This window comes from Paenibacillus sp. Y412MC10 (assembly GCF_000024685.1).
GTDB classification, from domain to species: domain Bacteria; phylum Bacillota; class Bacilli; order Paenibacillales; family Paenibacillaceae; genus Paenibacillus_AQ; species Paenibacillus_AQ lautus_A.
In genome coordinates this window covers 6,331,757-6,355,833 of the sequence record NC_013406.1, presented here as the reverse complement: position 1 = coordinate 6,355,833, position 24,077 = coordinate 6,331,757, and the positions used below count along the sequence as shown (strand labels likewise).

At 51.9% G+C, this 24,077-nt stretch carries 26 protein-coding genes and 1 riboswitch; of the genes, 23 read left to right on the top strand and 3 right to left on the bottom strand.

Annotated features, from left to right (window positions below):
- Positions 1 to 106: 106 nt before the first annotated feature.
- The 12 genes from GYMC10_RS28085 (at position 107) to GYMC10_RS28030 (ending at position 10,188) form a co-directional block, all read left to right on the top strand.
- On the top strand, positions 107 to 1,060 hold the full coding sequence (locus tag GYMC10_RS28085) for a ring-cleaving dioxygenase (protein WP_015737581.1): 954 nt from the start codon (positions 107 to 109) through the stop codon (positions 1,058 to 1,060).
- A complete protein-coding gene (locus GYMC10_RS28080) occupies positions 1,057 to 1,668 on the top strand; it encodes a flavin reductase family protein (RefSeq protein ID WP_015737580.1) in 612 nt (203 codons plus the stop codon). Before GYMC10_RS28085 ends, GYMC10_RS28080 begins: the two co-directional genes overlap by 4 nt.
- Positions 1,669 to 1,850: 182 nt before the next feature.
- Positions 1,851 to 2,594, top strand: a complete 744-nt coding sequence (locus GYMC10_RS28075) for an SDR family NAD(P)-dependent oxidoreductase (protein WP_015737579.1) — start codon at positions 1,851 to 1,853, stop codon at positions 2,592 to 2,594.
- Positions 2,595 to 2,963: 369 nt separating this feature from the next.
- Positions 2,964 to 3,110, top strand: a riboswitch (cyclic di-AMP (ydaO/yuaA leader).
- Between the two features lie 354 nt (positions 3,111 to 3,464).
- Positions 3,465 to 4,319 carry an ectoine/hydroxyectoine ABC transporter substrate-binding protein EhuB gene (ehuB, locus tag GYMC10_RS28070; protein ID WP_085981253.1) on the top strand — a complete coding sequence of 285 codons (855 nt, stop codon included), beginning with the start codon at positions 3,465 to 3,467 and terminating at the stop codon, positions 4,317 to 4,319.
- A gap of 1 nt (position 4,320) precedes the next feature.
- Positions 4,321 to 4,974 (top strand): ectoine/hydroxyectoine ABC transporter permease subunit EhuC, encoded by a 654-nt coding sequence (gene ehuC, locus GYMC10_RS28065; RefSeq protein WP_015737576.1) that lies wholly within the window; start codon positions 4,321 to 4,323, stop codon positions 4,972 to 4,974.
- Between the two features lie 3 nt (positions 4,975 to 4,977).
- On the top strand, positions 4,978 to 5,640 hold the full coding sequence (ehuD, locus tag GYMC10_RS28060) for an ectoine/hydroxyectoine ABC transporter permease subunit EhuD (protein WP_009589563.1): 663 nt from the start codon (positions 4,978 to 4,980) through the stop codon (positions 5,638 to 5,640).
- Positions 5,641 to 5,652: 12 nt separating this feature from the next.
- Positions 5,653 to 6,504 (top strand): ectoine/hydroxyectoine ABC transporter ATP-binding protein EhuA, encoded by an 852-nt coding sequence (ehuA, locus tag GYMC10_RS28055; RefSeq protein WP_015737575.1) that lies wholly within the window; start codon positions 5,653 to 5,655, stop codon positions 6,502 to 6,504.
- A 23-nt stretch (positions 6,505 to 6,527) separates the two neighbouring features.
- Positions 6,528 to 7,040, top strand: coding sequence for a diaminobutyrate acetyltransferase (gene ectA / locus GYMC10_RS28050; protein WP_015737574.1), 513 nt, complete (start codon positions 6,528 to 6,530; stop codon positions 7,038 to 7,040).
- Between the two features lie 16 nt (positions 7,041 to 7,056).
- Positions 7,057 to 8,349 carry a diaminobutyrate--2-oxoglutarate transaminase gene (gene ectB, locus GYMC10_RS28045; RefSeq protein WP_015737573.1) on the top strand — a complete coding sequence of 431 codons (1,293 nt, stop codon included), beginning with the start codon at positions 7,057 to 7,059 and terminating at the stop codon, positions 8,347 to 8,349.
- Positions 8,346 to 8,738: an ectoine synthase gene (locus tag GYMC10_RS28040; RefSeq protein ID WP_009589551.1), complete on the top strand. Its 393-nt coding sequence runs from the start codon at positions 8,346 to 8,348 to the stop codon at positions 8,736 to 8,738. The genes ectB and GYMC10_RS28040 overlap by 4 nt, the downstream gene beginning before the upstream one ends.
- 14 nt (positions 8,739 to 8,752) lie before the next feature.
- On the top strand, positions 8,753 to 9,661 hold the full coding sequence (gene thpD, locus GYMC10_RS28035) for an ectoine hydroxylase (protein WP_015737572.1): 909 nt from the start codon (positions 8,753 to 8,755) through the stop codon (positions 9,659 to 9,661).
- Positions 9,658 to 10,188, top strand: a complete 531-nt coding sequence (locus GYMC10_RS28030) for a DUF2179 domain-containing protein (protein ID WP_015737571.1) — start codon at positions 9,658 to 9,660, stop codon at positions 10,186 to 10,188. Before thpD ends, GYMC10_RS28030 begins: the two co-directional genes overlap by 4 nt.
- 137 nt (positions 10,189 to 10,325) lie before the next feature.
- Here GYMC10_RS28030 and GYMC10_RS28025 read toward each other — a convergent pair whose 3' ends face one another.
- Together GYMC10_RS28025 and GYMC10_RS28020 are read right to left on the bottom strand one after the other, a co-directional pair.
- Positions 10,326 to 10,847 carry a DinB family protein gene (locus GYMC10_RS28025; RefSeq protein WP_015737570.1) on the bottom strand — a complete coding sequence of 174 codons (522 nt, stop codon included), beginning with the start codon at positions 10,845 to 10,847 and terminating at the stop codon, positions 10,326 to 10,328.
- A gap of 76 nt (positions 10,848 to 10,923) precedes the next feature.
- Entirely contained in the window at positions 10,924 to 11,883 is a 960-nt protein-coding gene (locus GYMC10_RS28020) for a helix-turn-helix transcriptional regulator (RefSeq protein WP_015737569.1), read from the bottom strand.
- Positions 11,884 to 11,980: 97 nt separating this feature from the next.
- Here GYMC10_RS28020 and GYMC10_RS28015 point away from each other — a divergent pair, with 97 nt between their 5' ends.
- The 3 genes from GYMC10_RS28015 (at position 11,981) to rnhA (ending at position 13,659) form a co-directional block, all read left to right on the top strand.
- Positions 11,981 to 12,637 carry a hypothetical protein gene (locus GYMC10_RS28015; RefSeq protein WP_261979455.1) on the top strand — a complete coding sequence of 219 codons (657 nt, stop codon included), beginning with the start codon at positions 11,981 to 11,983 and terminating at the stop codon, positions 12,635 to 12,637.
- Positions 12,638 to 12,740: 103 nt separating this feature from the next.
- Positions 12,741 to 12,965, top strand: a complete 225-nt coding sequence (locus tag GYMC10_RS28010; protein ID WP_009589514.1) for a hypothetical protein — start codon at positions 12,741 to 12,743, stop codon at positions 12,963 to 12,965.
- Positions 12,966 to 12,993: 28 nt separating this feature from the next.
- On the top strand, positions 12,994 to 13,659 hold the full coding sequence (rnhA, locus tag GYMC10_RS28005; protein ID WP_015737567.1) for a ribonuclease H: 666 nt from the start codon (positions 12,994 to 12,996) through the stop codon (positions 13,657 to 13,659).
- Between the two features lie 358 nt (positions 13,660 to 14,017).
- On the opposite strand, the gene GYMC10_RS28000 is transcribed toward rnhA, so the two are convergent.
- Positions 14,018 to 14,905, bottom strand: a complete 888-nt coding sequence (locus GYMC10_RS28000; RefSeq protein WP_041622269.1) for an AraC family transcriptional regulator — start codon at positions 14,903 to 14,905, stop codon at positions 14,018 to 14,020.
- Between the two features lie 149 nt (positions 14,906 to 15,054).
- Between GYMC10_RS28000 and GYMC10_RS27995 the strand changes: the two genes are divergently transcribed.
- The 8 genes from GYMC10_RS27995 (at position 15,055) to deoB (ending at position 24,059) form a co-directional block, all read left to right on the top strand.
- Positions 15,055 to 15,789, top strand: a complete 735-nt coding sequence (locus GYMC10_RS27995; RefSeq protein ID WP_015737565.1) for a ThuA domain-containing protein — start codon at positions 15,055 to 15,057, stop codon at positions 15,787 to 15,789.
- Positions 15,790 to 16,062: 273 nt separating this feature from the next.
- Complete coding sequence (locus tag GYMC10_RS27990; RefSeq protein WP_015737564.1) at positions 16,063 to 16,638, top strand: TetR/AcrR family transcriptional regulator; 576 nt, start codon at positions 16,063 to 16,065, stop codon at positions 16,636 to 16,638.
- 199 nt (positions 16,639 to 16,837) lie between these two features.
- Positions 16,838 to 17,266: a hypothetical protein gene (locus GYMC10_RS27985; RefSeq protein WP_015737563.1), complete on the top strand. Its 429-nt coding sequence runs from the start codon at positions 16,838 to 16,840 to the stop codon at positions 17,264 to 17,266.
- Between the two features lie 16 nt (positions 17,267 to 17,282).
- Positions 17,283 to 19,418, top strand: coding sequence for an MMPL family transporter (locus GYMC10_RS27980; protein WP_015737562.1), 2,136 nt, complete (start codon positions 17,283 to 17,285; stop codon positions 19,416 to 19,418).
- 117 nt (positions 19,419 to 19,535) lie between these two features.
- Positions 19,536 to 20,471: a sugar-binding transcriptional regulator gene (locus GYMC10_RS27975; protein WP_015737561.1), complete on the top strand. Its 936-nt coding sequence runs from the start codon at positions 19,536 to 19,538 to the stop codon at positions 20,469 to 20,471.
- 398 nt (positions 20,472 to 20,869) lie between these two features.
- Positions 20,870 to 21,535: a deoxyribose-phosphate aldolase gene (gene deoC, locus GYMC10_RS27970; RefSeq protein ID WP_009589523.1), complete on the top strand. Its 666-nt coding sequence runs from the start codon at positions 20,870 to 20,872 to the stop codon at positions 21,533 to 21,535.
- A gap of 84 nt (positions 21,536 to 21,619) precedes the next feature.
- Positions 21,620 to 22,798: a NupC/NupG family nucleoside CNT transporter gene (locus GYMC10_RS27965; protein WP_015737560.1), complete on the top strand. Its 1,179-nt coding sequence runs from the start codon at positions 21,620 to 21,622 to the stop codon at positions 22,796 to 22,798.
- A gap of 82 nt (positions 22,799 to 22,880) precedes the next feature.
- Complete coding sequence (gene deoB / locus GYMC10_RS27960) at positions 22,881 to 24,059, top strand: phosphopentomutase (protein WP_015737559.1); 1,179 nt, start codon at positions 22,881 to 22,883, stop codon at positions 24,057 to 24,059.
- Positions 24,060 to 24,077 lie beyond the last annotated feature (18 nt).

Here is a 24,077-nt window from a genome sequence, read left to right as displayed (position 1 = left end):
TAAAGATTATTTAATTATTTATGGTTTATGGCTCATCCATCATGCAAAACGGATCATGAACGGAAATAAAGGGTTTCGACACGAAACGGTGAGGGAGAGATGGGATATGACATTACATACGGCAGGCATTCATCATATTACCGCTTATGCGCAGGATCCGCAGAAGAACGTTGATTTTTATACAGGCGTGCTAGGACTCAGAATGGTAAAGAAGACCGTGAATTACGATGCGCCCGAGGTATATCATCTGTATTTCGGGGATGAGGGAGGACAACCCGGAACGATCATCACTTTCTTCCCTTCCTCCGCTTCGCGAAGAGGGCTGCGTGGAGGAGGACAGGCAGGATATACGACCTTTGCGGTTCCTGTAGGGGCCCTGCCTTATTGGGAACAGCGGCTGCGGAGCTTTGGCGTTCCCGTCATGAAGGCTTTCCGGTTTAACGAACAATATCTTCAATTCTCCGATCGGGACGGGCTTTCGCTAGAGTTGGTGGAGCGGGAAGGCGGTCCGAATAACAGCTGGTCCGTGGACGATATAACTCCGGATACAGCCATTAAGGGATTCGGCGGCGCGGTTCTGTTCAGCAGCAAATGGGAGGAAACGAAGAAGGCGCTGGAGAACGTCATGGGACTGACCTACATTGGAGAGGACGTCAATTATGCCCGGTTTCAAGCTGCGGGCCCCTTCGGCAACGTGATTGATCTGCCGATGCGGGATATTCCTTTGGGAGCCGGAGGTGCCGGAACGACCCATCATATCGCATGGCGGGCCCAAAATGATGAGGAGCACGGCAAATGGCATGAATGGGTGAAGGAGCAGGGATTTCGCCCTACGGATATCAGGAACCGTAACTATTTCAAAGCGTTATATTTCAGGGAACGTGGGGGGATCCTGTTTGAGATCGCAACCGATCCGCCCGGATTTACGGTGGACGAAGACCTGCACTCGCTGGGGGAACAATTAAAGCTTCCTGCCTGGTTCGAACCGGAGCGTGCCCGAATCGAGCAGGGGTTGGAGCCTATACAAGTCAAAAATACTGGAGAGGGGCAACTCAAGTGATATCCATTGACCCGAATACCCAAAGCGAACGGGACACATACAAGCTGCTGATTGGAAGCGTCGTTCCGCGTCCGGTCGCTTTCGTTACGACATTATCGGCGGATGGCGTGCTGAATGCGGCGCCGTTCAGTTACTTTTCCATTGTGTCGAGCAATCCCCCTTTGCTGTCGGTTTCCGTTCAGCGAAAGAACAGTGCACCTAAGGACACGGCGAGAAATGCCATGCAGAGCGGCGAGCTTGTCATCCACATCGTGGATGAAGATACCGTTGCAGCCGTGAACGAAACGGCGGCGAATCTGCCTCCGGACGAAAGTGAGCTTGACCGAACCCGTTTAACCCCGGTCGTTAGTGACGTTGTAAAGGTTCCCGGCGTTCTGCAATCCAAGATCCGCATGGAATGCGTGCTGGAGCAGGTCGTCACGTTGGATGGCGCGGATCAGCTGCCTGCCGCTGATCTATTGATTGCCCGCGTCGTCCGATTTCACGTGTCCGAGGAGCTCTACGAGCATGGCCGGATTGACGCATCGAAGTTGAAACCTGTGAGCCGCATGGCAGGAAATATCTATTCGACCCTGGGAGAGATGTTTACGATTGAGCGTCCGGTCTGACAGGGCTTGAGCTTGAATAGGGTTATTGCTTTGCGACTATTTTTAGCGAACATTCTTTTTCTTCGATAGGTTGCTGGTCATTCATTAGGAAACGGGGTATTGGAATATCATGGTCGGTATTTGCCTATTCTACATGAATGGATAGCCGGTTGATGAATTTACAACATAGGAGTGATCAACGCATGAAATTTGATTCCAAGGTTGTCATCGTGACGGGGGGCGCCAGCGGGATTGGCGAAGCGGCAGTCAGACTTTTTGCAAAAGAGGGAGCCAAGGTCGTTATCGCGGATTATTCCGACCAGGGCCAAGCGGTTTCCGACGAATTGAGAGGAGCCGGCTTTGAAGCGCTGTTCGTCAAAACGGATGTAACCCAAGAGCAGGAAGTCACGAATATGGTGAATCAGACGGTGCAGCATTTTGGCCGTGTCGATGTATTGTTTGCCAACGCAGGCATTGCCCATGATGCTCCTGCCGATCAGTTAACGATGGATAACTGGCAGAGAACGATTAATATTAATCTGACAGGGGTCTTCCTGTGCGATAAATATGTTATTCAGCAAATGCTGTCCCAAGGAACCGGAGGGGCAATCGTAAACTGCGGCTCGATCCATAGCCATGTCGGAAAAGCAGGGGTAACCGCCTATGCTTCGGCCAAGGGAGGCGTCAAGCTGTTAACCCAGTCGCTCAGCGCAGACTATGCCTCCAAAGGAATCCGAATCAATGCCGTGTGTCCGGGATATATCGATACGCCGCTGATCAAGGGAAGAACGGAAGCGATCACGCAGCACCTGGTCGGCCTTCATCCGATGGGCCGTTTGGGACAGCCGGAAGAAGTGGCCAAAGCCGTGTTGTTCCTCGCCAGTGAAGATGCCTCCTTCATTACGGGCACGAGCCTGCTGGTGGATGGCGGCTATACCGCGGTATGATGAGAAAAGCCCTGATGCTAAGCATCGGGGCTTTTTTTCAAGTCATTCCAGGCGTTGTTATCAGACTTATTATGGAGTGTTTCAAAAATTTTTTTTCGGTCCCGTATTTCATACGGGCAGACTTCCTGATCCGGGGCTCATTCATGGCATAAAACATATATGGCATGAACGATTTCCGCAAGACCCGTCAAATGCCTGCTATATAGCGGAAAATGGAGCATGGATTCCATGACCAATCCGGTGTATGGACAGCCTTAAATAAAGTGTTCAAAAGGCTCAATATTCTCGTTGCAAAAACGGTGTTTTTTACTTCTGAATTTCCAGAAAAAGCGGTTAAAGGGGTTTGACTTTTCCTGAGCTTCCCTTTATCATGAACACACGCTTAGTTTCCGGCATACATATTCCGGAAAGCGGGGGAACCAGTTTCACCAGGGGCGAGTCACTTGGAATTCACGAGTGTAGGGTACCATCTTACCCGAGTCCGTCAGCTAACCTCGTCAGCAGTGGATGGGTCTTGCATACATAATGGATGTTCATACAAAAGGCCCTTTATTCTCTATAGGGGCCTTTTCTCTATTTTTTGACCCCCTGCTGGCGGAGCTATGTCTAGATCCCCTGTTTGGTGGTCTTTTTGCATTCTGTTACGGAGGAGGGGCAGCGCCTGCAATTGTGGAACGAATTGAATCAGTCAGACGGCATTGGGTCAAAGCGTGCAAGGAAGCGGATGAATCATCTTCCCTGAAGCCTCGTCCCATGCACGGGTATCTGAATGTCTATTTATCCAAGTTAACACATGTGCTAACACGGATAATTTCGTCATGCCGTTTTTTTAAGAAAGTGAAAAGCTATTACGAAAGGTTGTGGAAGGTTTTGAAGAAAGTGGTTGTGCTGGTGTTGTCCGTGATGATGGTGGTATTGCTCGCGGCTTGCGGCGACAAAGGAAGTACGCTGGATCGAGCCATTGAGCAGGGATATATCACCGTAGGGTTTGCGAACGAGAAACCGTATGCCTACAAAGAAGCCAATGGGGAGCTCACGGGCGAAGCGGTTGAGATTGCCCGCGTTATTCTGGAGCGTCTTGGCATCAAGGAGATGAGAGGGGAGCTAACGGAATTCGGTTCGCTGGTCGCCGGATTGCAGGCCGATCGGTTTGATCTGATCACGGCAGGCATGTTCATTAATCCGGACCGCTGCTCTGCCGTCCTGTTCGCGAATCCGGAGTACAGCATCGGGGAAGCCCTTGCGGTAAAGCAAGGGAATCCGATGGAACTTGGAAGCTATGAGGACATTGCCAAGAATGAGCAGGCCAAGGTGGCCGTCATGACCGGTGCGGTCGAAATCGGCTACATGGAGAAGTCGGGCATTCCTGCGGACCGGATCGTACAGGTCCCTGACCAGGCTTCGGCGATTAGCGCCCTCCAGGCCGATCGGGTGCAGGCGATTACCATGACGGGGCCGTCCCTGCAGGCGATGCTGGATTCAGCCAGCGACGACAGCATCGAACGCGTGGCTGATTTCGAGCAGCCGGTCATCGACGGCGAAAGCGTTCGCGGTTACGGGGCTACGGCTTTCCGCCAAGCGGATACCGAGTTCCAGGAGGCTTATAATGCCGAGCTTGAAAAGATGAAGGAGTCGGGCGAGCTGCTGGAAATTTTGCAAGAGTTCGGGTTCACGGAAGAAGAGCTCCCGGGTGAGATGACAGCCGCTGCGCTCTGCGGGGAATAGTATGCCGAATTCTTGGATCGATTTTCTTCCGACGCTGCTCAAAGGAGCAGAGATCACGATTATCGTCGCGTTCTTTTCAGCCATCCTGGCTATCGCGATGTCCTTTGCAGCCGGATTGTGCCGGCTGTCGAAGCTCTGGATCGTCCGCACGGCGACGGCCGTGTACGTCGAAATCTTTCGGGGAACCTCCTTGCTGGTGCAGCTCTTCTGGTTGTATTTTGCCCTTCCGTTCATCGGCATCGAGCTTCCGAAAATGCTGGCGGCGATTCTCGCGATCGGACTTAACTTCGGCGCATACGGCTCCGAGATTGTTCGCAGCGCGGTGCTGGCCGTTCCGAAAGGACAGTGGGAAGCTGCCGTGGCGCTTAATATGAAGCCTTGGCAGAGGCTGTGGAACGTTATACTGCCCCAAGCATCCCTGCGAATGCTTCCCCCGTTCGGGAATCAACTTGTGGAACTCATCAAATCCACCTCGCTCGTTTATTTCATCACGATGGCGGATTTAACGTATCAGGCGATGGTGCTCCGCAACAATTACATCTCCTGGACGACCGAGATTCTGGTGCTGCTGCTCTTCATGTATTTTGTCATCGCCACGCTCGTCTCGATGGCGGTTCGACTGCTGGAGCGCAAACTGACCGCGGGGAGGCTGTAGCGGATGTGGGATTGGAAATATGTGTTTGAAATACTGCCGCAGCTTCTGAGCGCATTAAAAATGACGGTATGGGTCACGCTCTGTGCTTTTGTGGTGGCATTGATTATCGGACTGCTGCTTGCCTTTGCCGCGCGGAGCAAATTTAAGCCCTTGTCACTCATCACCAAAGGAATCATAGAATTTATTCGCAATACCCCCTTGCTGGTACAGGTGTTCTTCCTGTATTACAGCTTGCCGCTGCTGACTGGCATTTCGATTCCGGCCTTCTATGCGGGGGTCATCGGCCTGGGGCTGCATTACAGCACGTATCTGTCGGAGGTGTACCGTTCCGGGATTGAAGGGGTGCCGAAAGGACAGTGGGAAGCCGCAACCGCACTGAACTACACGAAATCCCAGACCTGGCGGAGCATTATACTGCCGCAAGCGGTGCCGCCGATCATCCCGGTGCTGGGGAATTATTTGATTGTCATGTTTAAGGAAACGCCGATTCTATGCGCCATTACGCTGGTCGAGATGATGCTGACAGCCAAAAATATCGTGTCGCAATCATTTCGCGCTTTCGAACCGTACACGCTGGTCGGGATTCTGTTCCTGATCATCAGTTATATCGCGTCGTTGCTGGTGCAAAGGCTGGAGAAGCGTTTGAATTTGCAGCGTGGAAAATAAGGAGGGAGTCTATTGAATGCCGTTGTAATCGATGAGCAGGCTGAAGAGGCGAAGAAGCCGGAGCGGGAAAGAAATCCCGTTACGGGTTCACAGCCGATCGTGAAATTTGCGGGCGTGACCAAGTCGTATGGCGACCTGCAGGTGCTGAAGGGCATCGATTTGGAGATGCAGCCGGGAGAAAAGGTGGCCGTGATCGGTCCGAGCGGATCTGGCAAAACGACGATGGGCCGGATGCTGATGACGCTGGAGGAACCGACCGAGGGGATCATCGAGGTTGATGGCGAGCTGCTCTGGCATATGGAGGAGAAGGGCAAGCTGGTCCGGGCAAACGAGAAGCATCTGCATCGGATGCGGTGCAACGTCGGCATGGTCTTCCAGCATTTCAATCTGTTCCCGCACATGAATGTGCTTCGCAACGTGACGGAAGCCCCGCGCAAGGTGCTGGGGTTGTCCAAGGAGGAAGCGGAGGAGCGGGCCGTCTCGATGCTGGGCAAGGTCGGTTTGGCCGATAAGCTGAAGATGCACCCGTCCAATTTGTCGGGAGGCCAGAAGCAGCGCGTCGCCATCGCTAGAGCGCTGGTCATGCGGCCGAAGGTGATGGTGTTTGACGAGGTAACCTCGGCGCTGGATCCTGAGCTGGTCGGCGAGGTGCTGGAGGTGATCCGGGAAATCGCCGAAGAAGGCGAAATGGCCATGATGCTGATTACGCACGAGATGGATTTTGCGAAGGAAATCGCGGACCGGGTCATCTTCGGAGCCGACGGCAGGATCGTTGAGCAAGGAACACCCGAGGAAATATTCGATCATCCGAAGAGCGAGCGGCTGCAGAGCTTTCTGCAGCGGTTCCGCTCGAACGGAAATTAGTCTGGAAAGAGGTGTTTATGTAGATGGCTGTGGATACCGGAACCGAAGTGGTTTACCGAAGACCGGAGGCGCGGGACGGCACCCGGGTATGGGAGCTCATACGCGACACCGGATCGCTTGATCTGAACTCGCCTTATTGCTACATGCTGCTAGGGGATTACTTCAACGATACCTGCATGATTGCGGAGCATGAAGGAGACATCGTCGGTTTTATCTCCGCTTTCCGTTCTCCGCGCAATCCGGAGACGCTCTTTGTATGGCAGGTGGCGGTTGCAAGCTCGCACCGGAGGCAGGGGATCGCGAAGGCGATGCTTACAGGCCTCATGAACCAGAAGGCCTGTCATGGCGTCCGTTTCATTGAAACGACGGTATCGCCCAGCAATATGGCATCACGCCGACTGTTTCTCGGTTATGCCGAGGAGAAATCCATTCCGAGCACCGTAACGGTGGGTTATGGAGCAGAGATGTTTCCGGATGGTACGACACATGAAGATGAGCCGTTATTCGTGATTGGCCCCTTTTTCAATGACATTTAAACAAATGGAGGGAACTATGGACAACCAAGTCATGGAGAAACCGAAGCTTACCGTGTTTAACAAGCTGGAATCGGAAGTGAGAAGTTATTGCCGGAGCTTTCAGACGGTCTTTGACAAAGCCCGGAATGCCAAGCTGTGGGATACGCAGGGCAATGAATACATTGATTTTTTTGCCGGCGCCGGCGCCTTGAATTACGGGCACAACAATGAGAGGATTCGCGAAAAGCTGGTCGACTACATCCTGCAGGACGGCGTTACGCACAGCCTGGACATGGCTACGGGAGCGAAGGAAACGTTTCTGACCCGCTTTCAGGAGATTATTCTGAAGCCGCGCGGGTGGGATCACAAGGTGATGTTTCCCGGACCGACCGGAACCAATGCCGTGGAGGCCGCGCTCAAAATCGCCAGAAAAGTGACGGGGCGCAGCACCGTTCTGTGTTTCACGAATGCCTTTCACGGCATGTCGCTGGGATCGCTGGCGGTGACCGGCAATGCCTTCAAGCGCCAGGGCGCCGGCGTGGATCTGAGCCACTCGGTATTTATGCCGTATGACGGTTACTTTGGCAGCGACGTGGATACGATGGCATATATGGAGAAGCTTCTGGATGATCCGGGAAGCGGCATTCCGCTGCCGGCAGCGGTCATCGTCGAGGCGGTTCAGGGGGAAGGCGGATTGAACGCCGCCAGCCGCCAATGGCTGCAGAAGCTGGCGCGCATCTGCAAGGATAAGGGGATGCTGCTCATTCTGGACGATATCCAGATGGGCTGCGGCAGAACCGGTTCGTTCTTCAGCTTCGATGATGCGGGCATCGAGCCGGACATCGTGTGCCTCTCGAAATCGATCGGCGGCTTCGGCTTGCCGATGGCCATCACGCTGATCAAGCCGGAGATCGACATCTGGGAGCCGGGAGAGCATAACGGCACCTTCCGGGGCAACAATCTCGGATTCGTTGCCGCTGCCGAAGCGCTGAGTTATTGGAAGACGGAGGATTTTCAGCTCGATATCGGCATTCGCGAACATCGGATTCGCCAATCGCTCGAAGACGTCGTGAGGGATTATCCCCGGCTTAAGGGCGAAATCCGCGGCAGGGGCATGATCCAGGGGGTAGCCTTTGATAAGCCGGAGCACGCAGGAAGACTATCCGAAATCGCCTTTGAACAAGGACTGATTATGGAAACGTCAGGACCGCATAGCGAAGTTGCCAAGCTGATGCCGCCCCTGACCATTGAAATGAACACGCTGGCAGAGGGATTGGGGATTTTTGAGAACAGCATGAAACAATTAGCTGCAGAGGAGAGGTTGTCATGATCGTTAAACATTTGGAAGAAATCGTGGATACGAAAGACGACATCGATACAACGACATGGAATTCGAGAAGGCTGCTGCTGACCAAAGACGGCATGGGCTTCTCTCTTAACGACACCCTGATCAAGGCCGGAACGGAGACGCTGATCTGGTACAAAAACCATGTCGAGGCCGTGTACTGCATCGAGGGGGAGGGAGAAATCGAGGTTGTCGGCGGCGAGACCTATCCCATCACCCCTGGCATGATGTATGCGCTGGACGGACACGAGAAGCATTATTTGAGAGCCCGTTCGCAGATGCGGATGGTCTGCGTATTCAATCCGCCGTTAACCGGCGCGGAAGTTCACGATGAGGAAGGAACCTACCCGCTGCTTGCCCCCATTACGGATTAAGGAGATGATATGCGATGAGTAAGAATCATGCGTCGGCCCTTCAGGAAAAAGAAATGGACGTCTACCCTTCAAGAGTGCATGCGGAGCCCCGGATCTTAAAAAGGCAGGATCCGGTCGTACATTCGGAGTGGACGCCGGATGCGCCCCTAACGCAGGAGCAATCCGACTTCTACGAGCGCAACGGATATTTATTTCTGGAAGGCTTCTTTGATCGGGAGGAGCTTTCGCGATATCAGGAAGAAGCTCGCAGGCTGCAAATAACGGCACGGGAATCGGAGAAAGATGAAGTGATCCGGGAGCCCGGCGGAGACGAAGTGCGGTCGGTATTTGCGGTGCATGAGAGCCATGAAGTATTCAAGCAGCTCTCCCAGCATCCGAGGCTCCTGGCAATCATGGAATACCTCTTGGGAAGCGAGACGTATATCCATCAATCCCGGATTAATTACAAGCCGGGATTTACGGGCAAGGAGTTCTACTGGCACTCCGATTTCGAAACGTGGCATGTCGAGGACGGCATGCCGCGCATGAGAGCGCTAAGCTGTTCCATTGCCCTGGAAGATAACTATCCTTATAACGGTCCCCTTATGGTGGTGCCCGGATCGCATAAGGAATTCGTGGCCTGCATCGGCCAAACGCCGGAGGATCATTTCAAGGATTCCCTGCGCAAGCAGGAGTACGGCGTTCCGGATCATGACAGCCTGACGCGGATGGTGAAGGAGGGCGGGATCGACACGCCGGTCGGCAAGGCGGGCTCGATCGTGATTTTTGACTGCAACATTATGCACGGCTCGAACAGCAACATCACGCCGATGCCGCGAAGCAATATATTCATGGTCCATAACAGCGTGGAGAACAAGGTCAAGCAGCCGTATTCGGGCCAGAAGCCAAGACCGGAGTATATCGCCACCCGTGATTCTCTATGATCTCGCTGTCGCTGATCGGCTCCATCATCGGCATCAACGTGGTTTATGTCTCGATTTTTTCGCTGCGGCTGATTCTGATGATCAAAGGCAGGAGAGGGATAGCTTCCCTTCTGGCCATGCTGGAGGTATTCGTGTACTTGCTCGGCCTCAATCTCGTCCTGCAAAATCTGGACAATCCCTTTAATATGGCGGCCTACTGCCTGGGCTTTGGGCTAGGCGTGTATGCCGGCAGCCGAATTGAAGAGTATCTGGCACTCGGATACATCGTGGTGCAGGTGATCGTCAATTCCGTTGAGACGAACCTGGCCATGAACCTGCGGGAGAAGGGATACGGCGTGACCGCTTGGGAAGCGGACGGCAAGGATGGCAAGCGGCTGGTGCTGCAAGTGCTTGTGAAACGGAAGAATGAGCGGCGGCTGATGGAGTCACTTTCCAAAATGTCGCCGCAAGCGTTCATTATCTCCCATGAACCGAAAAGCTTCAAAGGCGGCTTCTGGGTGCGATTGACGGAAGGTCGCAAATTGTAACAAGCGTATAAACGGGATGTAGGATAGAAAGCCTGCTTCGGAACCGGGTTTCTGAAGCAGGCTTTTTGGTTTTTGTCGGGCAGATACCGGCATGGAATTTCAGAGATCCTGGACTTCCGCGGCTGTTCTGAGCACCATCAGGCGAAGGCGGGCTCCGGTTTATTCTGGTACCAAAAAAAAGCGTAATCGGTCATCGCGGAGGAGCTTCCGAGCTGGCGCAGCATGGCGGCAATATTTCCACGATGGTAAGTGCCGTGGTTCACGACATGCAGCACGATCTCGGATAGACGGGTATCCCGGATGCCGGCATAAGGATTATCCAATCGGATCATCCGCTCCAGGTCAGGCTGCTGGCGGAGAAACGCAGCGTATCGATCCGACAATTCGATAAACCGCAGGTTCAGGTCTTCCAGCGAAATCGCTTCAAGCTCTTCCCGAAGCTGGTAGGCCTCAGCCAATGCAGAGCTCATGTCCTTCCCGGATAAAATGTTCATCCAGCCGAGATCCACCGTGTAGATATGAATCAACGCTTCCGATACGGTCGGAAAGATACTCGTGATGGTCCGATTGTACAATTCGCCCGGAAGTTCCAGCAGACGGTTGAATATGGCCTGGTTGGCCCATACATGGTATTCATACATTTTTACAGGATAGTTCATTAAGATCGTCCCCTTTGGCTTCGTGTTATCTTCCTTCTTGGGAACATTGTAAATAAAAAAGTATGACAGCGGACTGTCATACTTTTGCGTACACTTGCAGCATTTTTTCTAATTTGGCTTGCATGCGGATCCTTAAGTCGGCCGGCTCCACAATCTCGATCTCCTCGCCAAAGCTCAGCAGGGTAGACCAGAACCACCAGGAATCCGGATCATTGACCTTGAACGTGAGACGGAGGGAGCCGTCTTCATGAAATTCCCGCTGTACGTCATAGAATTGATCCATGGCTTTGGCCAGGGCTCCGGGGGACACGTGAAGCACGACTTCTACGGCATCGGGCGATGATTCCCAGTTATGCCGTTCGCTCCGCCCATATGGATGTTGCTCTTGAAGCTGAGGTCCGTGCGTATGCTCCTCGGAGTGCTGGCGCATAAAGGGCTCGGCGGAGGGGGACAGCTCCGACATTCTCGAGATCCGGAATTCGCGGTAATCGTTCCTCGTTCTGCAGAAGCCGTACAAGTACCAGGATCCGAATTTATACATGAGTCGCAGGGGCTCGACTTTTCGATAAATGCGTTCATTCTTGGCGCTTATGTATTGAAAGGAGATCACATGCCTGTCCGTAATGGCGCGGCGAAGAAGACGAAGGATTTCATTGTAAGACCGCCAGCTCCCGATATCCATGGACAATCCCTGCGAAGCGGTGTTGGCGGAACGGTCAATGGTCTGCAGGCGCTGAATCGTATCCAGGGCCCGTTCATCCTCGAACACCGTAGACATGCTGTGCAGGATGGTGATCAGGGCGCTGACATCGTAGGAACCGAGCAGGCTTTTATCCATCTTGTATTGCTCCATAATGCCGTATCCGCCGTTTACCCCTTGATAGGATACGACCGGAATGCCGGCGGCGCAGATGGCATCGATGTCGCGGTAGATGGTTCGCTGGGACACGTTATATTTCTCTGCCAGGGCTGACGCGGACAGAATCTCATTGTTCAGCAGCATGTAAATCATGGATATGAGCCGCTCCAGTTTCATCGGTACACTCTCCTATCATAATTGGATCTATTCTCCAATGATTCCGTATTATATCATAGGTTTACAGGAGGGAGAGGATTTAAGGATGGGCCGGAACATGAAAAAACTACTACTATTAGGGTTGATCGTATTATCGGTTGCGGGAATGTCCGCTTGCGGCGGCTCGGGCTTGTCGGAGAACGAACGGGAGCAGATTGTGAACCAGGTCGAGAAGCTGGAGCCGGCGGAATATAAGCTGCTGCATTTTCAAATGGATTATCCGGCATATTTGGCCGAGGTGGACGGGATTGTCAGCGAGTCTTACATGCAGGCTATGAGCGACCGGATTATTTTCGGATATAACGAGAAGGAATATCGTGCAAGCGACATGATGGGAATGTCCGCCGAAGAGTACGAAAAGCATAAGGAGCATATGCGGGGGCTGGTCAAATCAATGGGAATGAACGAAGAGAAGGCCGCGATTCGCATTTCGGACCCTTATGAGAGTGAACAAAGTGGGGAGGTGTTTGTATATGCATCGGAATCCAGGGAACTGAAAGGAAAAACGCTGACTCAAATGAACCGCAGGTATTCTCTAGACAAGACGGAGGGGGCCTGGATCATCACCGCCGTGGAACAGGATAAGGTCACGATCGGCAGCGATGAGACGGAGACGGACGCCGCAGCGAAGCTGGATGCACTGAAATACCGGACGCATGAAGGAGTGGAAGTACAATACCGAGATAAAATCCTCACATTTAAGGGATGGGAATAAACGGGGGTCAAATGGGTGGCGGAGCCCGAGCGGCTCGGGTTCCATTCCCTTCAATTTTGCCGTACAATATAGGGAGTTCTATAATAGAAGGAGTGTGAGCCTCATGGCCCGTACCAAAACGCAAAAAGCGCTCCGCAAAGCGGAACGCGCCGGCATATGGTCAGCCGTCTCGATGAGAAAGACCAACGAGGATTATAGCGCCCTGTCACAGCATGTGAGAGTGAAGCCGACGAAACAGGAACAATTGAATAAGGTCAAACATAGAAAGCGGATCGGAGACGATGGCGCTTTTTTTGTTGGTTTCGGAGGATGTGATATAGTACGCTAGAGAGGTTAGTTCAGGATGGAGGTTTATGATGGCAAAGCAAAAATATTACGTAGTCTGGGTAGGCAAAGTACCCGGAATTTATACAAGCTGGGGCGAATGCCAGCAGCAGGTGAACCAATTTACAGGTGCGAAATTCAAGGCGTTCGAATCCCGAAGCGAAGCGGAACAGGCCTATGCGGCAGGGTATAAAAATTACTGGGCGCAGTCCGGAAGCGGATCAAGCAGCTCGGGCTCCAAGAGCAAGAGCTTTAAGCGCAGCAGCAGCTCCGCGGCCGAGGATCCGGGAGAGATTGATTATGACAGCATCTCCGTGGATGTGGGAACGCGGGGAAACCCGGGACCGGTGGAATATAAAGGCGTGGATACGCAGACGGGGGATATTCTGTTCTCGTGCGGGCCGATCCAGAAGGGGACGAACAATCTCGGCGAGTTCCTGGCGATCGTCCATGCGCTGGCTTATTTGAAGAAAATCGGCAGCACCAAAACGGTGTACAGCGATTCCATGAATGCGCTCAAATGGCTGAAGCAGAAGAAGGTGGTCTCCACGTTGCCGCGCGACGCGTCAACCAAAGAGATTTGGGATCTCGTGGACCGGGCCGAGCACTGGCTTCGAACCAATACATACGAGAACAAGGTGCTGAAATGGCAAACGAAGAGCTGGGGAGAGATTAAGGCAGACTACGGGCGCAAATAAAAGAATGATCCTGTCCCGGAATATGCGAAAAAATCCAAATCTCCGGACGTGGATAATTGCATTCTATAAAACGAATGGAGTCAGCATGAACTGTGCATAACCTAGTCATAATTTCGTTTATACACAGAGTTATGAACATCATCCCCATTCTTTCAGCGCAAGCTGCATTTTGCTCCCTGATTCCAGGGGAGTTATCCAGCGTTTGTGAACAAATGTGGAGAAGTGCAAGGATAACTTCCTATTAACTTGGTGGGGCGGCGGGTTATCCCCAAGGAAGGAGGGGCGCCCGGAACGTTCGCTATAACTTATCCACGATGCGCCAACCATGATGCCGGACGCTGGCCACAGGTCCCCCGCCTTATTCCTTGTCGCGAACCTGCTTATAGTATTGGTTCGGCGACATGCCGACGTATTTTTTGAACACCTTGCTGAAATAAAAGGGATCATCCAGGCCGGTCAGATATCCGATCTCCCCGAAGCTGAGATGGGTGGCCTCGATTAACTCTTTGGCATGATTGATCCGGACCTGATTCACGTATCGCATGATCGTATGGCCCGTGAGTTTGGCAAACACCCGATTGATATAGTCATAGTTGCATTCGAAGCGCTGTTCGATATCCGAGCTGATGATTTTCTCGGCATAATGTTCGTGGATGTAGTCGAGCAGCGCATGCACTTTCATATAGGACTTGGTGTGCGGGCTGTTCTTCTCCAGTTCATCGAACAGGCTTTCGCGGGACAGCTCGATCAGCATTTCCATGAATTTGAGCGCGGTCAAACTGCGGTTAAAGTGCTTTCTTCTGTAAAGCTGCAGCATTTCACTGAGGGCATGGTACATGTGATGAAGACTTTTTCTTTGGGTTAACGTGCATGTCTTCGGAAAGTACAGCGGCCTGCCGTCATCCTTGCCTGCCGGCTGATTCTCGCTCATGATCCACTGCTTGGCCAGCAGGGACAAGGGACGTTCGGGCGCCTGCTGAATATCGGGATGCTCAAAATGAATATAGTAGTAGTCGCAGGGATGCTTCTGGGTTCCCTCATGGTCCAGATGCGGCTCAAGCACCAGCATGTCGCCTTTTCGGAGCACATGGGATTCGCCGTTCTCCCGCATATGAAGCTCGCCGCTCTTCACGAAATACAGAATATGCTCGTGGGTGTTCCGTTTGAAATGAATCCAGGGGTTCTTATAGGAGACGAAGCCCATCAGTTTGATTCTAGGCACATAGTCAGCGTTCATCGATAGCACGAGTTCCACCCTCTCTCCTTAAAAAACGCGAAGTCGTTTTTGTACAAAAAGAGTAACTTTCACACATTCCCGTTCATTGTAACACAGCCTATACTTGGGGTGAATGTATAAGAGGTCTTTGGATTTCAATTTAAAGGAGGCCGCCATCCTTGGCTAATATCAATGTAACGGTATGGAACGAATACCGGCACGAAAGACATAATGAACAGATCGCGAAGATTTACCCCGAAGGCATCCACCGGACGATTGCCGATTTTCTGGGGAAGGATGCACAGTTCGTCGTACGCACCGCCGTGCTGGATGATCCGGAACACGGATTGACGGACGACGTGCTCGCTTCAACGGACGTTCTGATCTGGTGGGGGCATGTGGCGCACAGTGAAGTACGGGATGATATCGTGGAAAAAGTGCGCCAGCGCGTATTGGACGGCATGGGGATCATCGTGCTGCATTCCGGCCACGGCTCGAAGATTTTCCAGCGCCTTCTCGGCACGAACACCGGCGCGCTGAAATGGCGCGACGACGGCGAGAAGGAACGGTTGTGGGTCATCGATCCCGGCCATCCGATCGTCAGCGGGCTCGGTGAGTATATCGAGATTCCGCAGGAGGAAATGTACGGGGAGCGTTTTGAGATTCCGGCGCCGGATGAGCTGGTGTTTGTCTCCTGGTTCGAAGGCGGCGAGGTGTTCCGCAGCGGCTGCTGCTACAAGCGCGGACGCGGCAAGCTCTTCTATTTCAGACCGGGTCATGAAGCGTTCCCTACCTATCACCAGCCTGAAATTCAGCAGGTGATTGCCAATGCCGTGGCTTGGGCGGCACCGATTCAAGGTGCGAAGGCGTCCTATGGCCGGGTATCTCCGCTCGAATACGTACAGCCGGTATAGGCTCTAAGCTTTTGATGAATTCGTGGGAAGTTTACCTTCATAACGAAGCAGCGTGTCCTGACGGCTGCTTCGTTTTTTATTTGCGTGCAAATTTGGTCAGCGCTTATTTGGCGATCGAGCCCGATACCTGAGTTAACATCAAGTTGCCGGAAGGAATCGTGCTTTCTTCGCGATTTGACGTGTTAGGACCTGTCGCAACAGATGGTGGTTGCACCTTACGGGCTCTTTAGCTATCCTTAGCTAAAGAGTCGTTTATTCGTAAGAGGTGAGCAGATGGCACGGGAACGGAAATTTTCAACGCAGTTATTGTTTCAAACGGGGAAGGACCTGCTGCTGCGGCATGGATATGAAGGGTTCACGTTCGGCATGCTGGCGGACCGGTTGAAGGTAGCCAGGGGAACGATTTATAAATACTACGAGAATAAAGAAGAATTTATTATGGACTATATGGTATATGAAATGCGTCGATTTTTGAAGGATCTGGGGGATTTTGAGAAATCTGAGGGCTTTGAGAAGCAACTAAGGGAACTGCTGAACATCATCCATAAACATAGCAACATCCACCAGATACTTGGTATGAATCAACAGATACCGGCCGAAGCGGGCGATAAGGTCAGATCGAATAAAGAACTGCTGGAGAAACTCCATATGGAGATGTATGGACGATTTCAGGGTTTTATTAAGCAGGGGCGGGACGAAGATCTGCTGAATCCCGGGCTTCCGGATCAGTTGGTCCTGGGGATGATATTCCAAACGATCAATATCCCCAATCATGAGGGCCTCCCCAAAACAGAGTGGCTAGATGCTATTCAGCTGATGATTTGTCACGGAATCTACAAAAATAATTAATTGACACTTGTGTCACTTTGCGGGATACTGTCCATGTGACACAAGGAAGCATGATTTCCATGACGCTCATAAAAGTGACACTTATGTCATATTGGAGTCATTGTCTTCAACGCGGGAATAGAAGCGATTCTATCTCCAAAGTGACACATGTGTCACTTGCAGCTAAATACCACTACTCGATGAAAGTGAGGGTTTCCTAATGTATGAGCTTTCTTATTTTATCCACATTGCAGGAATTATTTTGTGGATAGGGGCTTTTTTTAGCTTTGGTTTACTGTTGACAGGCATGATCAAGAAGGGGGACGCACTTCGAACGGGCGATCAAATCCGCAAAATCGTTAACCGGGTCATTCTTCCCAGCTCCATTATGATTGTACTCAGCGGATCTTACATGATCAGTCAATTTGAAAGGGGCAATCTTCCGTTCTACTTGTCTTTGATGGAGATGGCAGGTTCGATGATTGTGCTGCTCAGCATTATCGTCCTCAGCGTGTTGAGCCGCAAAATATCTAAAGCCGTTAATGTTGACAAAAAGTCTTCGTTACTTGGGTATTATCGGACAACGATTATCAGTTCGGCTGTACTCGCCCTCGGGGTCGTTCTGATTACGGCCCTCAGATTGATGTGAAGGAGGAAGATTACCCGTGAAGTCATGGTTAAACTGGCTAACCGACCGCGTGGCGACAAGACAAGGGATGTGGGTTACCCTGATCATTTGGTTTGCTGCCGCAATGCTGCTGGGTGCCCTTGCTCCAGGCGCCAAAGAATACGAGGTCACTCGAATAGACTCGCTTCCTAAAGACATGCCGTCTGTAATTGCCAAAGATAAACTTGGTGAATATTTCCCGGACGAAGACAGCATGCCGGCCGTATTCGTCTTTCAATCTAAACAAGGAGAGATTGATCAAGCAGAAATCCAAAAGATGATGGAAGGGATCGAGCATAACCATCAAGAGGCCATACAAGAGTCTGTTCCGCTGGATAAACTGCCGCCGCAGGCATGGGAAAGCCTTTACTCGAAGGATAGGAAGACAGTAGCTATCCCTATGCAGTTTGTCTCTTCTTTGGAATCCAAGGAGCTTAGGGATATCCTTAACAAGATCAAGGATGAGGTTGAGCACAGCTCGGGGCTGGCTGTGTACGTTACGGGACCTGCCGGAATCTCGGCTGATTCGCTGGATCTGTTCTCAAGAGCGGATGTGGTTCTCCTTCTTTCAACGGTGGGACTGGTGCTGGTCCTCCTGATCGTGATTTACCGCTCGCCCTTGCTGGCCTTCATTCCGCTGCTGGCCGTCGCTTTTGTTTATGAAGTGGTCAACCAATCGCTTGGGCTATTGGGGAAAGCGGGGCTTCTCCTAAACAATCAATCTTTGTCCATTATGATGATACTGTTGTTCGCGGCCGTCATCGATTATTCGCTGTTTGTGTTTTCCCGGTTCAGGGAGGAACTGAAACGCTGCGACAACAAATATGAAGCGATGAAGTCAGCGATGAGAGAAGTTGGCCTGCCCGTATTTTTCTCGGGCGGTACCGTGCTGGCTGCCATGCTGATCCTCTTTTTCGCGAACTATGGAGAATATCGGAATTTCGCTCCGATTTTCGGGACGGCTATGGTTGTTATCATGCTGGCGTCCGTGACACTGATTCCTGCGTTGTTTACCTTGTTCGGAAGAAGATCATTCTGGCCAAAAATTCCGAAAGTCGGCGATCCGACAGTAGCGCAAAGCTCCGCCTGGGGGAGTATCGGTCGCTTGGTAGTCAAGAGACCTTTACAATCCGTTATTCTTGTGGGCATCATTTTACTATTATCGATTAGCAATCTATTCAATTTGAACTACTCCTTTGACAACATCAAATCCTTTCCAGAGGACATGTCATCGAGAGTAGGCTATGAGGCGTTGGAGAGTGGGTTCGATAAAGGCGATTTAGCTCCTACCACGGTATTGTTCGAATCTGCAGGTCCAATGAAAGAGGACGACATCCGGGAACTGATGGCTATTCTGGAGGGGCAACCGCTTGTCGCAAACATTCGGATGAACGGAATGACGGATTCTGGTGACGCTGTGCGGTACAGCCTTACGTTCGACGAAAGTCCTTACGATACCCGCTCGATGGATGCGTTGAGCGATATTCGTGACCGCGCGGAGGAGTTGGTTAAGCAAAGCGGGATGGAGGGCAAGCTGTACTTTGCCGGGGAAACGGCATCCCAAGTGGATGATCGCTTGGTCAATAACCGGGATCTGGTGGTCATTGTGATCCTTGAGACGATCATGATTCTGATTCTCCTTATCGTGATGACCCAATCGATCCGTATCCCCCTTTACATGGTCGGGACGATCCTGGTGTCCTTTCTGGCAGCACTTGGTCTAGGGATGTTTCTTACGCAGATGCTGTTCGGTATCGACTCCATCAGCAACCGGGTTCCGATCTATTCCTTTGTATTCCTGGTCGCACTAGGCATCGATTATAACATCATTCTGATCTCCAGATTTCTGGAAGAGCGCAGGAAATACCCGCTTGCCAAAGCGGTAGAAATTTCGGTTGCGAGCACAGGCGGAGTCATTTCATCCGCCGGTATTATTCTTGCTGCTACCTTTGCGGTTTTAATGACGCAGCCGGTCGAGGTGCTGTTCGTATTCGGATTTATCGTGGCGGTGGGCATTCTTATGGATACGTTTATCATTCGCGGCTTTTTGCTGCCGGCATTGCTCGTTCTCCTTGAAAAAAAGAAACCCATCGATCAAGAGGAGCGGCATCCCGCAAAATCAACCGATGTTTAATGGTTCTGTCCATAAGCACGCTGACATTCATGGAATTAATGCGGCTATCGAAATCCGCAGCATAACGATGTATAATGGACCCAATTCGATTACGACATAATAAAAGTGGGTTGGATCATGGATCAGGATAAACAGCGCCTCAGCATTGAGGCGGCAAGATTGTACTATATGTCGGATTACAGCCAGCAGGATATCGCCACGAGACTCGGCGTTTCCCGCCCTACGGTCTCCAGGCTTCTTCAGCACGCCAAGGAGCAGGGGTATGTGCAGATCAGCATCGTGGACCCTCTCGAGGACCTGGGCGCTTTGGCCGAAAGGGTGAAGAAGGCTTACGGTTTGGAACACGTGCAGGTGAGTTATTCTCCCGTCAACGAATACCGCGAAATCCAGAAGCATATCAGCAAAAAGGCAGCCGATTACCTGCAGGAAACGGTCCAGGATGCGGATATCATCGGCGTTACCTGGGGAACGACCATGCATGCCGTGGCGCTTCAGCTGCAGCAGAAGCCCGTTCGGGGCGTCGAGGTCGTGCAGTTGAAAGGCGGCGTCAGCCATTCGCATGTGAACACGTATGCCGCCGAGATCGTCAATCTGTTCGCCGAGGCGTACCACACGATGGCGAGATATTTGCCGCTGCCGGTCATCTTCGACACCACGGAGCTGAAGGAAATGGTGGAGAGGGACCGGCATATCCAGCGGATCATCCAATTAGGCAAACAAGCCAATATCGCCATGTTTACGGTGGGTACCGTTCATGAAGACGCCCTGCTGTTCCGGCTCGGTTATCTGAGCAAGGAAGAACAGAAGCTGCTCCAGCGGATCGGCGCGGGAGATATTTGCTCCCGGTTTTTCGATGCGGAGGGCAGGGTGTGCAGCGAGGATATTAACAAGCGTACGGTGGGCATAGATTTGGACGATTTGCGCCACAAGGAGAAATCGATTCTCGTGGCAGGCGGGCAGCGCAAGGTGGAGGCCATCCGAGCTGCGCTGATCGGCAAGTATGCAAACATCCTGGTAACGGACCAGTTTACGGCGCAAGCCTTGCTTCCATGAAATGTCCAACATATTGTGCAGTTTTACGGCACCTCGTTCCGGAAGGTCGAAGCGGCAATCAGCTTCCTCTGTCTGGATGGGGTGTTTTTTTGCGTATTATTGCGTATTGGAAATCAGCTTCCCCAAGCCGCATGGGAGGCCGATTCTCTGTTTATGTTTACGCTGACAGGGTATAGAGCATAGTAAACGGCGTGAATTGTTAGATTATTCCTGAATGATGAATAGTTCTTCAGCGAACAATGATAAATATCATTGCCATAAATCGGAATGAACATATTTTCAATATATGTTTTACATATGTTCAAGGCTATGATATGATGGTCCCGTCTAAAGGATTAAGCGTTATGATAGCGCTTTTACAAGATTGCATAAAACAATATAAGGAGTGTTTTAACCAGATGAATATAGCAGGAATGATCGACCACACGCTGTTGAAGGCGGATGCAACCCAGGCCGAGATCACGAAAATTACGGATGAGGCCAAAAAGTACGGATTTGCTTCGGTTTGCGTGAACCCGACTTGGGTATCCTACTGTGCTGAGCAGCTTGCGGGCACGAGCGTCAAAGTATGCACCGTTATCGGCTTCCCGCTGGGAGCTAACACGACGGCCGTAAAAGCTTTTGAAGCGAAGGATGCCATCGCTAACGGGGCTACGGAGGTTGATATGGTCATCAACATCGGGGCGCTGAAAGACCGGAACGATGAGCTGGTGCAGCAAGATATTCAGGCTGTCGTGGATGCAGCCAAGGGCAAAGCCCTGGTCAAGGTCATCATTGAGACAAGCCTTCTGACAGAAGAAGAAAAGGTGCGTGCGTGCCAGCTGTCCGTGAAAGCCGGAGCCGATTTTGTCAAAACCTCCACAGGATTCTCCACGGGCGGAGCTACTCCGGAGGATGTCGCCTTGATGCGCAAGACGGTCGGTGAGAACACGGGCGTTAAGGCTTCCGGCGGCGTGCGCAGCAAGGAAGACATGGATCGCATGATTGAAGCGGGCGCAACGCGTATCGGAGCCAGCTCCGGCGTGAAAATTATGGAGGGCGGCCAATCCAGCTCTTCCTACTAAATCGTTTATTGGAGTATAAGGTTTTCAATGATTCGGTAGCCATGCCATCTATCAAAAAAATTCACCTATGGGGGAACATCGACGATGAAATTTCTAATCGCCATACTAGGTTTGCTGGTCGTATTCGGTCTTGCGTTCCTTATCAGCAATGATAAGCGCAACATTCGTTATCGCCCGCTGGTCGTCATGATTGTGCTGCAGCTGATCCTTGGATTCGTTCTGCTGAACACAAGCATCGGCGAGTATCTTGTTAAAGGGATAGCCAGCACGTTTGAAGCGCTGCTTGGCTATGCCGGAGCCGGAATCGAGTTTGTATTTGGCGGCATTGCCAATGAAGGTGCAGGTCCGTTCTTCTTGAATGTCCTGCTGCCAATCGTGTTTATTTCCGCGTTGATTGGTATACTTCAATATATTAAGGTACTGCCGTTTATCGTAAGATATATCGGCCTCGTCTTGAGTAAAGTCAACGGCATGGGTAAGCTGGAGTCTTACAATGCGGTAGCTTCCGCGATCCTGGGGCAATCCGAGGTGTTTATCTCGGTCAAAAAACAGATCGCCTTAATTCCGAAGCACCGCATGTATACGCTCTGCGCTTCCGCGATGTCCACGGTATCGATGTCGATCGTCGGCGCATACATGACCATGATCGAGCCGCGGTATGTGGTGACCGCGCTTGTATTGAACCTGTTTGGCGGATTTATCATTGCTTCCATCGTCAATCCCTACAAGGTGGAGAAGGAAGAGGATATTTTGGAGGTCCAGGAGGAGGAGAAGCAATCCTTCTTCGAAATGCTGGGCGAATACATCATGGATGGTTTCAAGGTCGCGATTACCGTTGCGGCGATGCTCCTCGGCTTCGTTGCTTTGATCGCAATGATCAACGGCATTTTTGATATGATTTTCGGAATCACCTTCCAGGAGCTGTTAGGTTACATCTTTGCTCCATTCGCTTTTGTGATGGGCGTGCCTTGGAAAGAGGCGGTGGATGCAGGCAGCATCATGGCTACCAAGCTGGTATCGAATGAGTTCGTGGCGATGCTTGATCTGGCCAACTTCACGAATATGTCCGAACGAACCGTAGGTATCGTATCGGTATTCCTGGTGTCCTTCGCCAACTTCTCCTCCATCGGCATCATTGCCGGCGCGGTCAAAGGCCTGAACGAGAAGCAGGGGAACGTGGTGGCCCGCTTCGGCTTAAAGCTGCTGTACGGGGCGACACTGGTAAGCGTGCTGTCGGCCACCATTACCGGACTGTTCCTGTAAGCCTGGCAGGAAACGAACTACTACAAGCGAGCCTTATGGATAGTTTGATTGAAAAACTCATATATGAGGGGGAGCAATGAATATGGAACGTTTTGACCGAATTCACTTGATCGTATTGGACTCCGTGGGAATCGGGGAAGCACCGGATGCGGCTGATTTCGACGATATCGGCTCCGACACGCTGGGGCATATCGCCCGCGAATGCGGCGGGCTGAACATGCCGAACATGGCAGCGCTCGGGCTGTCCAACATCCGGGAGATCGAGGGCGTCCCTGCAACGGATCAACCTCGGGCTTACTATACGAAAATGCAGGAAGCTTCGAATGGCAAAGACACCATGACAGGCCATTGGGAAATCATGGGCTTGTATATCGATACGCCATTTCGCGTATTCCCGGACGGGTTCCCTGACGAGCTGATTCAGCGCATCGAAGAGAAAACCGGACGGAAGGTTATCGGCAACAAGCCGGCCAGCGGAACGGAGATTATCGAAGAGCTTGGCGAAGAGCATGTAAAAACTGGGGCCTTGATCATCTATACCTCTGCCGATTCCGTGCTTCAAATCGCTGCACATGAAGATGTGGTTCCTCTCAAGGAGCTGTACGAAATCTGCGAGTTCTGCCGCGAAATTACGCTGGAAGATCCTTATATGCTCGGCCGGATCATTGCCCGTCCTTTTATTGGCGAGGCAGGGAGCTTCAAGCGTACGGCGAATCGGCATGACTATGCCTTGAAGCCTTTCGGACGTACCACGATGAACGAGATGAAAGATGCTGGTCTTGACGTCATCGCCCTCGGGAAAATCTCCGATATTTATGATGGCGAAGGCATTACGAAGGCTGTCAGAACCGTATCGAATATGGACGGCATGGATAAAATGGTGCAAACCCTGGGTGAATCCTTCAAGGGTCTGAGCTTCCTTAACCTCGTGGATTTCGATGCCGTGTACGGACACCGTCGCGATCCGAAAGGATACGGCCAAGCGTTGGAGGATTACGATCGGCGCCTCCCCGAGGTGTTCGAAAGAATGACGGAGAACGATCTCCTGATCATCACGGCAGACCACGGGAATGATCCTACTTACAAGGGCACGGACCATACGCGAGAATACGTGCCGCTGCTTGTATATTCCCCTCGCTTTGCGGAAGGCAAGGAACTGCCGCTTCGCAAGACCTTTGCCGACATCGGCGCCACGGTTGCCGACAACTTCGGCGTGAAGCTGCCGGAGCACGGAACCAGCTTTTTGAATGACTTGAAATAATCGAACAAGTGGAGGAAT

Excerpts from the sequence above, each read along its gene's own strand:
- rnhA (WP_015737567.1), top strand. The coding sequence starts at position 12,994 with ATGGCAAAGCAAAAATATTACGTAGTCTGGGTAGGCAAAGTACCCGGA.
- thpD (WP_015737572.1), top strand. The coding sequence starts at position 8,753 with ATGAGTAAGAATCATGCGTCGGCCCTTCAGGAAAAAGAAATGGACGTC.
- ectB (WP_015737573.1), top strand. The coding sequence starts at position 7,057 with ATGGACAACCAAGTCATGGAGAAACCGAAGCTTACCGTGTTTAACAAG.
- GYMC10_RS27990 (WP_015737564.1), top strand. The coding sequence starts at position 16,063 with ATGGCACGGGAACGGAAATTTTCAACGCAGTTATTGTTTCAAACGGGG.
- ehuD (WP_009589563.1), top strand. The coding sequence starts at position 4,978 with ATGTGGGATTGGAAATATGTGTTTGAAATACTGCCGCAGCTTCTGAGC.
- GYMC10_RS27985 (WP_015737563.1), top strand. The coding sequence starts at position 16,838 with ATGTATGAGCTTTCTTATTTTATCCACATTGCAGGAATTATTTTGTGG.
- GYMC10_RS28030 (WP_015737571.1), top strand. The coding sequence starts at position 9,658 with ATGATCTCGCTGTCGCTGATCGGCTCCATCATCGGCATCAACGTGGTT.
- GYMC10_RS28020 (WP_015737569.1), bottom strand. The coding sequence starts at position 11,883 with ATGAAACTGGAGCGGCTCATATCCATGATTTACATGCTGCTGAACAAT.
- ectA (WP_015737574.1), top strand. The coding sequence starts at position 6,528 with ATGGCTGTGGATACCGGAACCGAAGTGGTTTACCGAAGACCGGAGGCG.
- GYMC10_RS28010 (WP_009589514.1), top strand. The coding sequence starts at position 12,741 with ATGGCCCGTACCAAAACGCAAAAAGCGCTCCGCAAAGCGGAACGCGCC.
- deoB (WP_015737559.1), top strand. The coding sequence starts at position 22,881 with ATGGAACGTTTTGACCGAATTCACTTGATCGTATTGGACTCCGTGGGA.
- GYMC10_RS28075 (WP_015737579.1), top strand. The coding sequence starts at position 1,851 with ATGAAATTTGATTCCAAGGTTGTCATCGTGACGGGGGGCGCCAGCGGG.
- GYMC10_RS28085 (WP_015737581.1), top strand. The coding sequence starts at position 107 with ATGACATTACATACGGCAGGCATTCATCATATTACCGCTTATGCGCAG.
- GYMC10_RS28025 (WP_015737570.1), bottom strand. The coding sequence starts at position 10,847 with ATGAACTATCCTGTAAAAATGTATGAATACCATGTATGGGCCAACCAG.
- GYMC10_RS27965 (WP_015737560.1), top strand. The coding sequence starts at position 21,620 with ATGAAATTTCTAATCGCCATACTAGGTTTGCTGGTCGTATTCGGTCTT.
- deoC (WP_009589523.1), top strand. The coding sequence starts at position 20,870 with ATGAATATAGCAGGAATGATCGACCACACGCTGTTGAAGGCGGATGCA.
- GYMC10_RS28040 (WP_009589551.1), top strand. The coding sequence starts at position 8,346 with ATGATCGTTAAACATTTGGAAGAAATCGTGGATACGAAAGACGACATC.
- ehuC (WP_015737576.1), top strand. The coding sequence starts at position 4,321 with ATGCCGAATTCTTGGATCGATTTTCTTCCGACGCTGCTCAAAGGAGCA.
- GYMC10_RS28015 (WP_261979455.1), top strand. The coding sequence starts at position 11,981 with ATGAAAAAACTACTACTATTAGGGTTGATCGTATTATCGGTTGCGGGA.
- GYMC10_RS27975 (WP_015737561.1), top strand. The coding sequence starts at position 19,536 with ATGGATCAGGATAAACAGCGCCTCAGCATTGAGGCGGCAAGATTGTAC.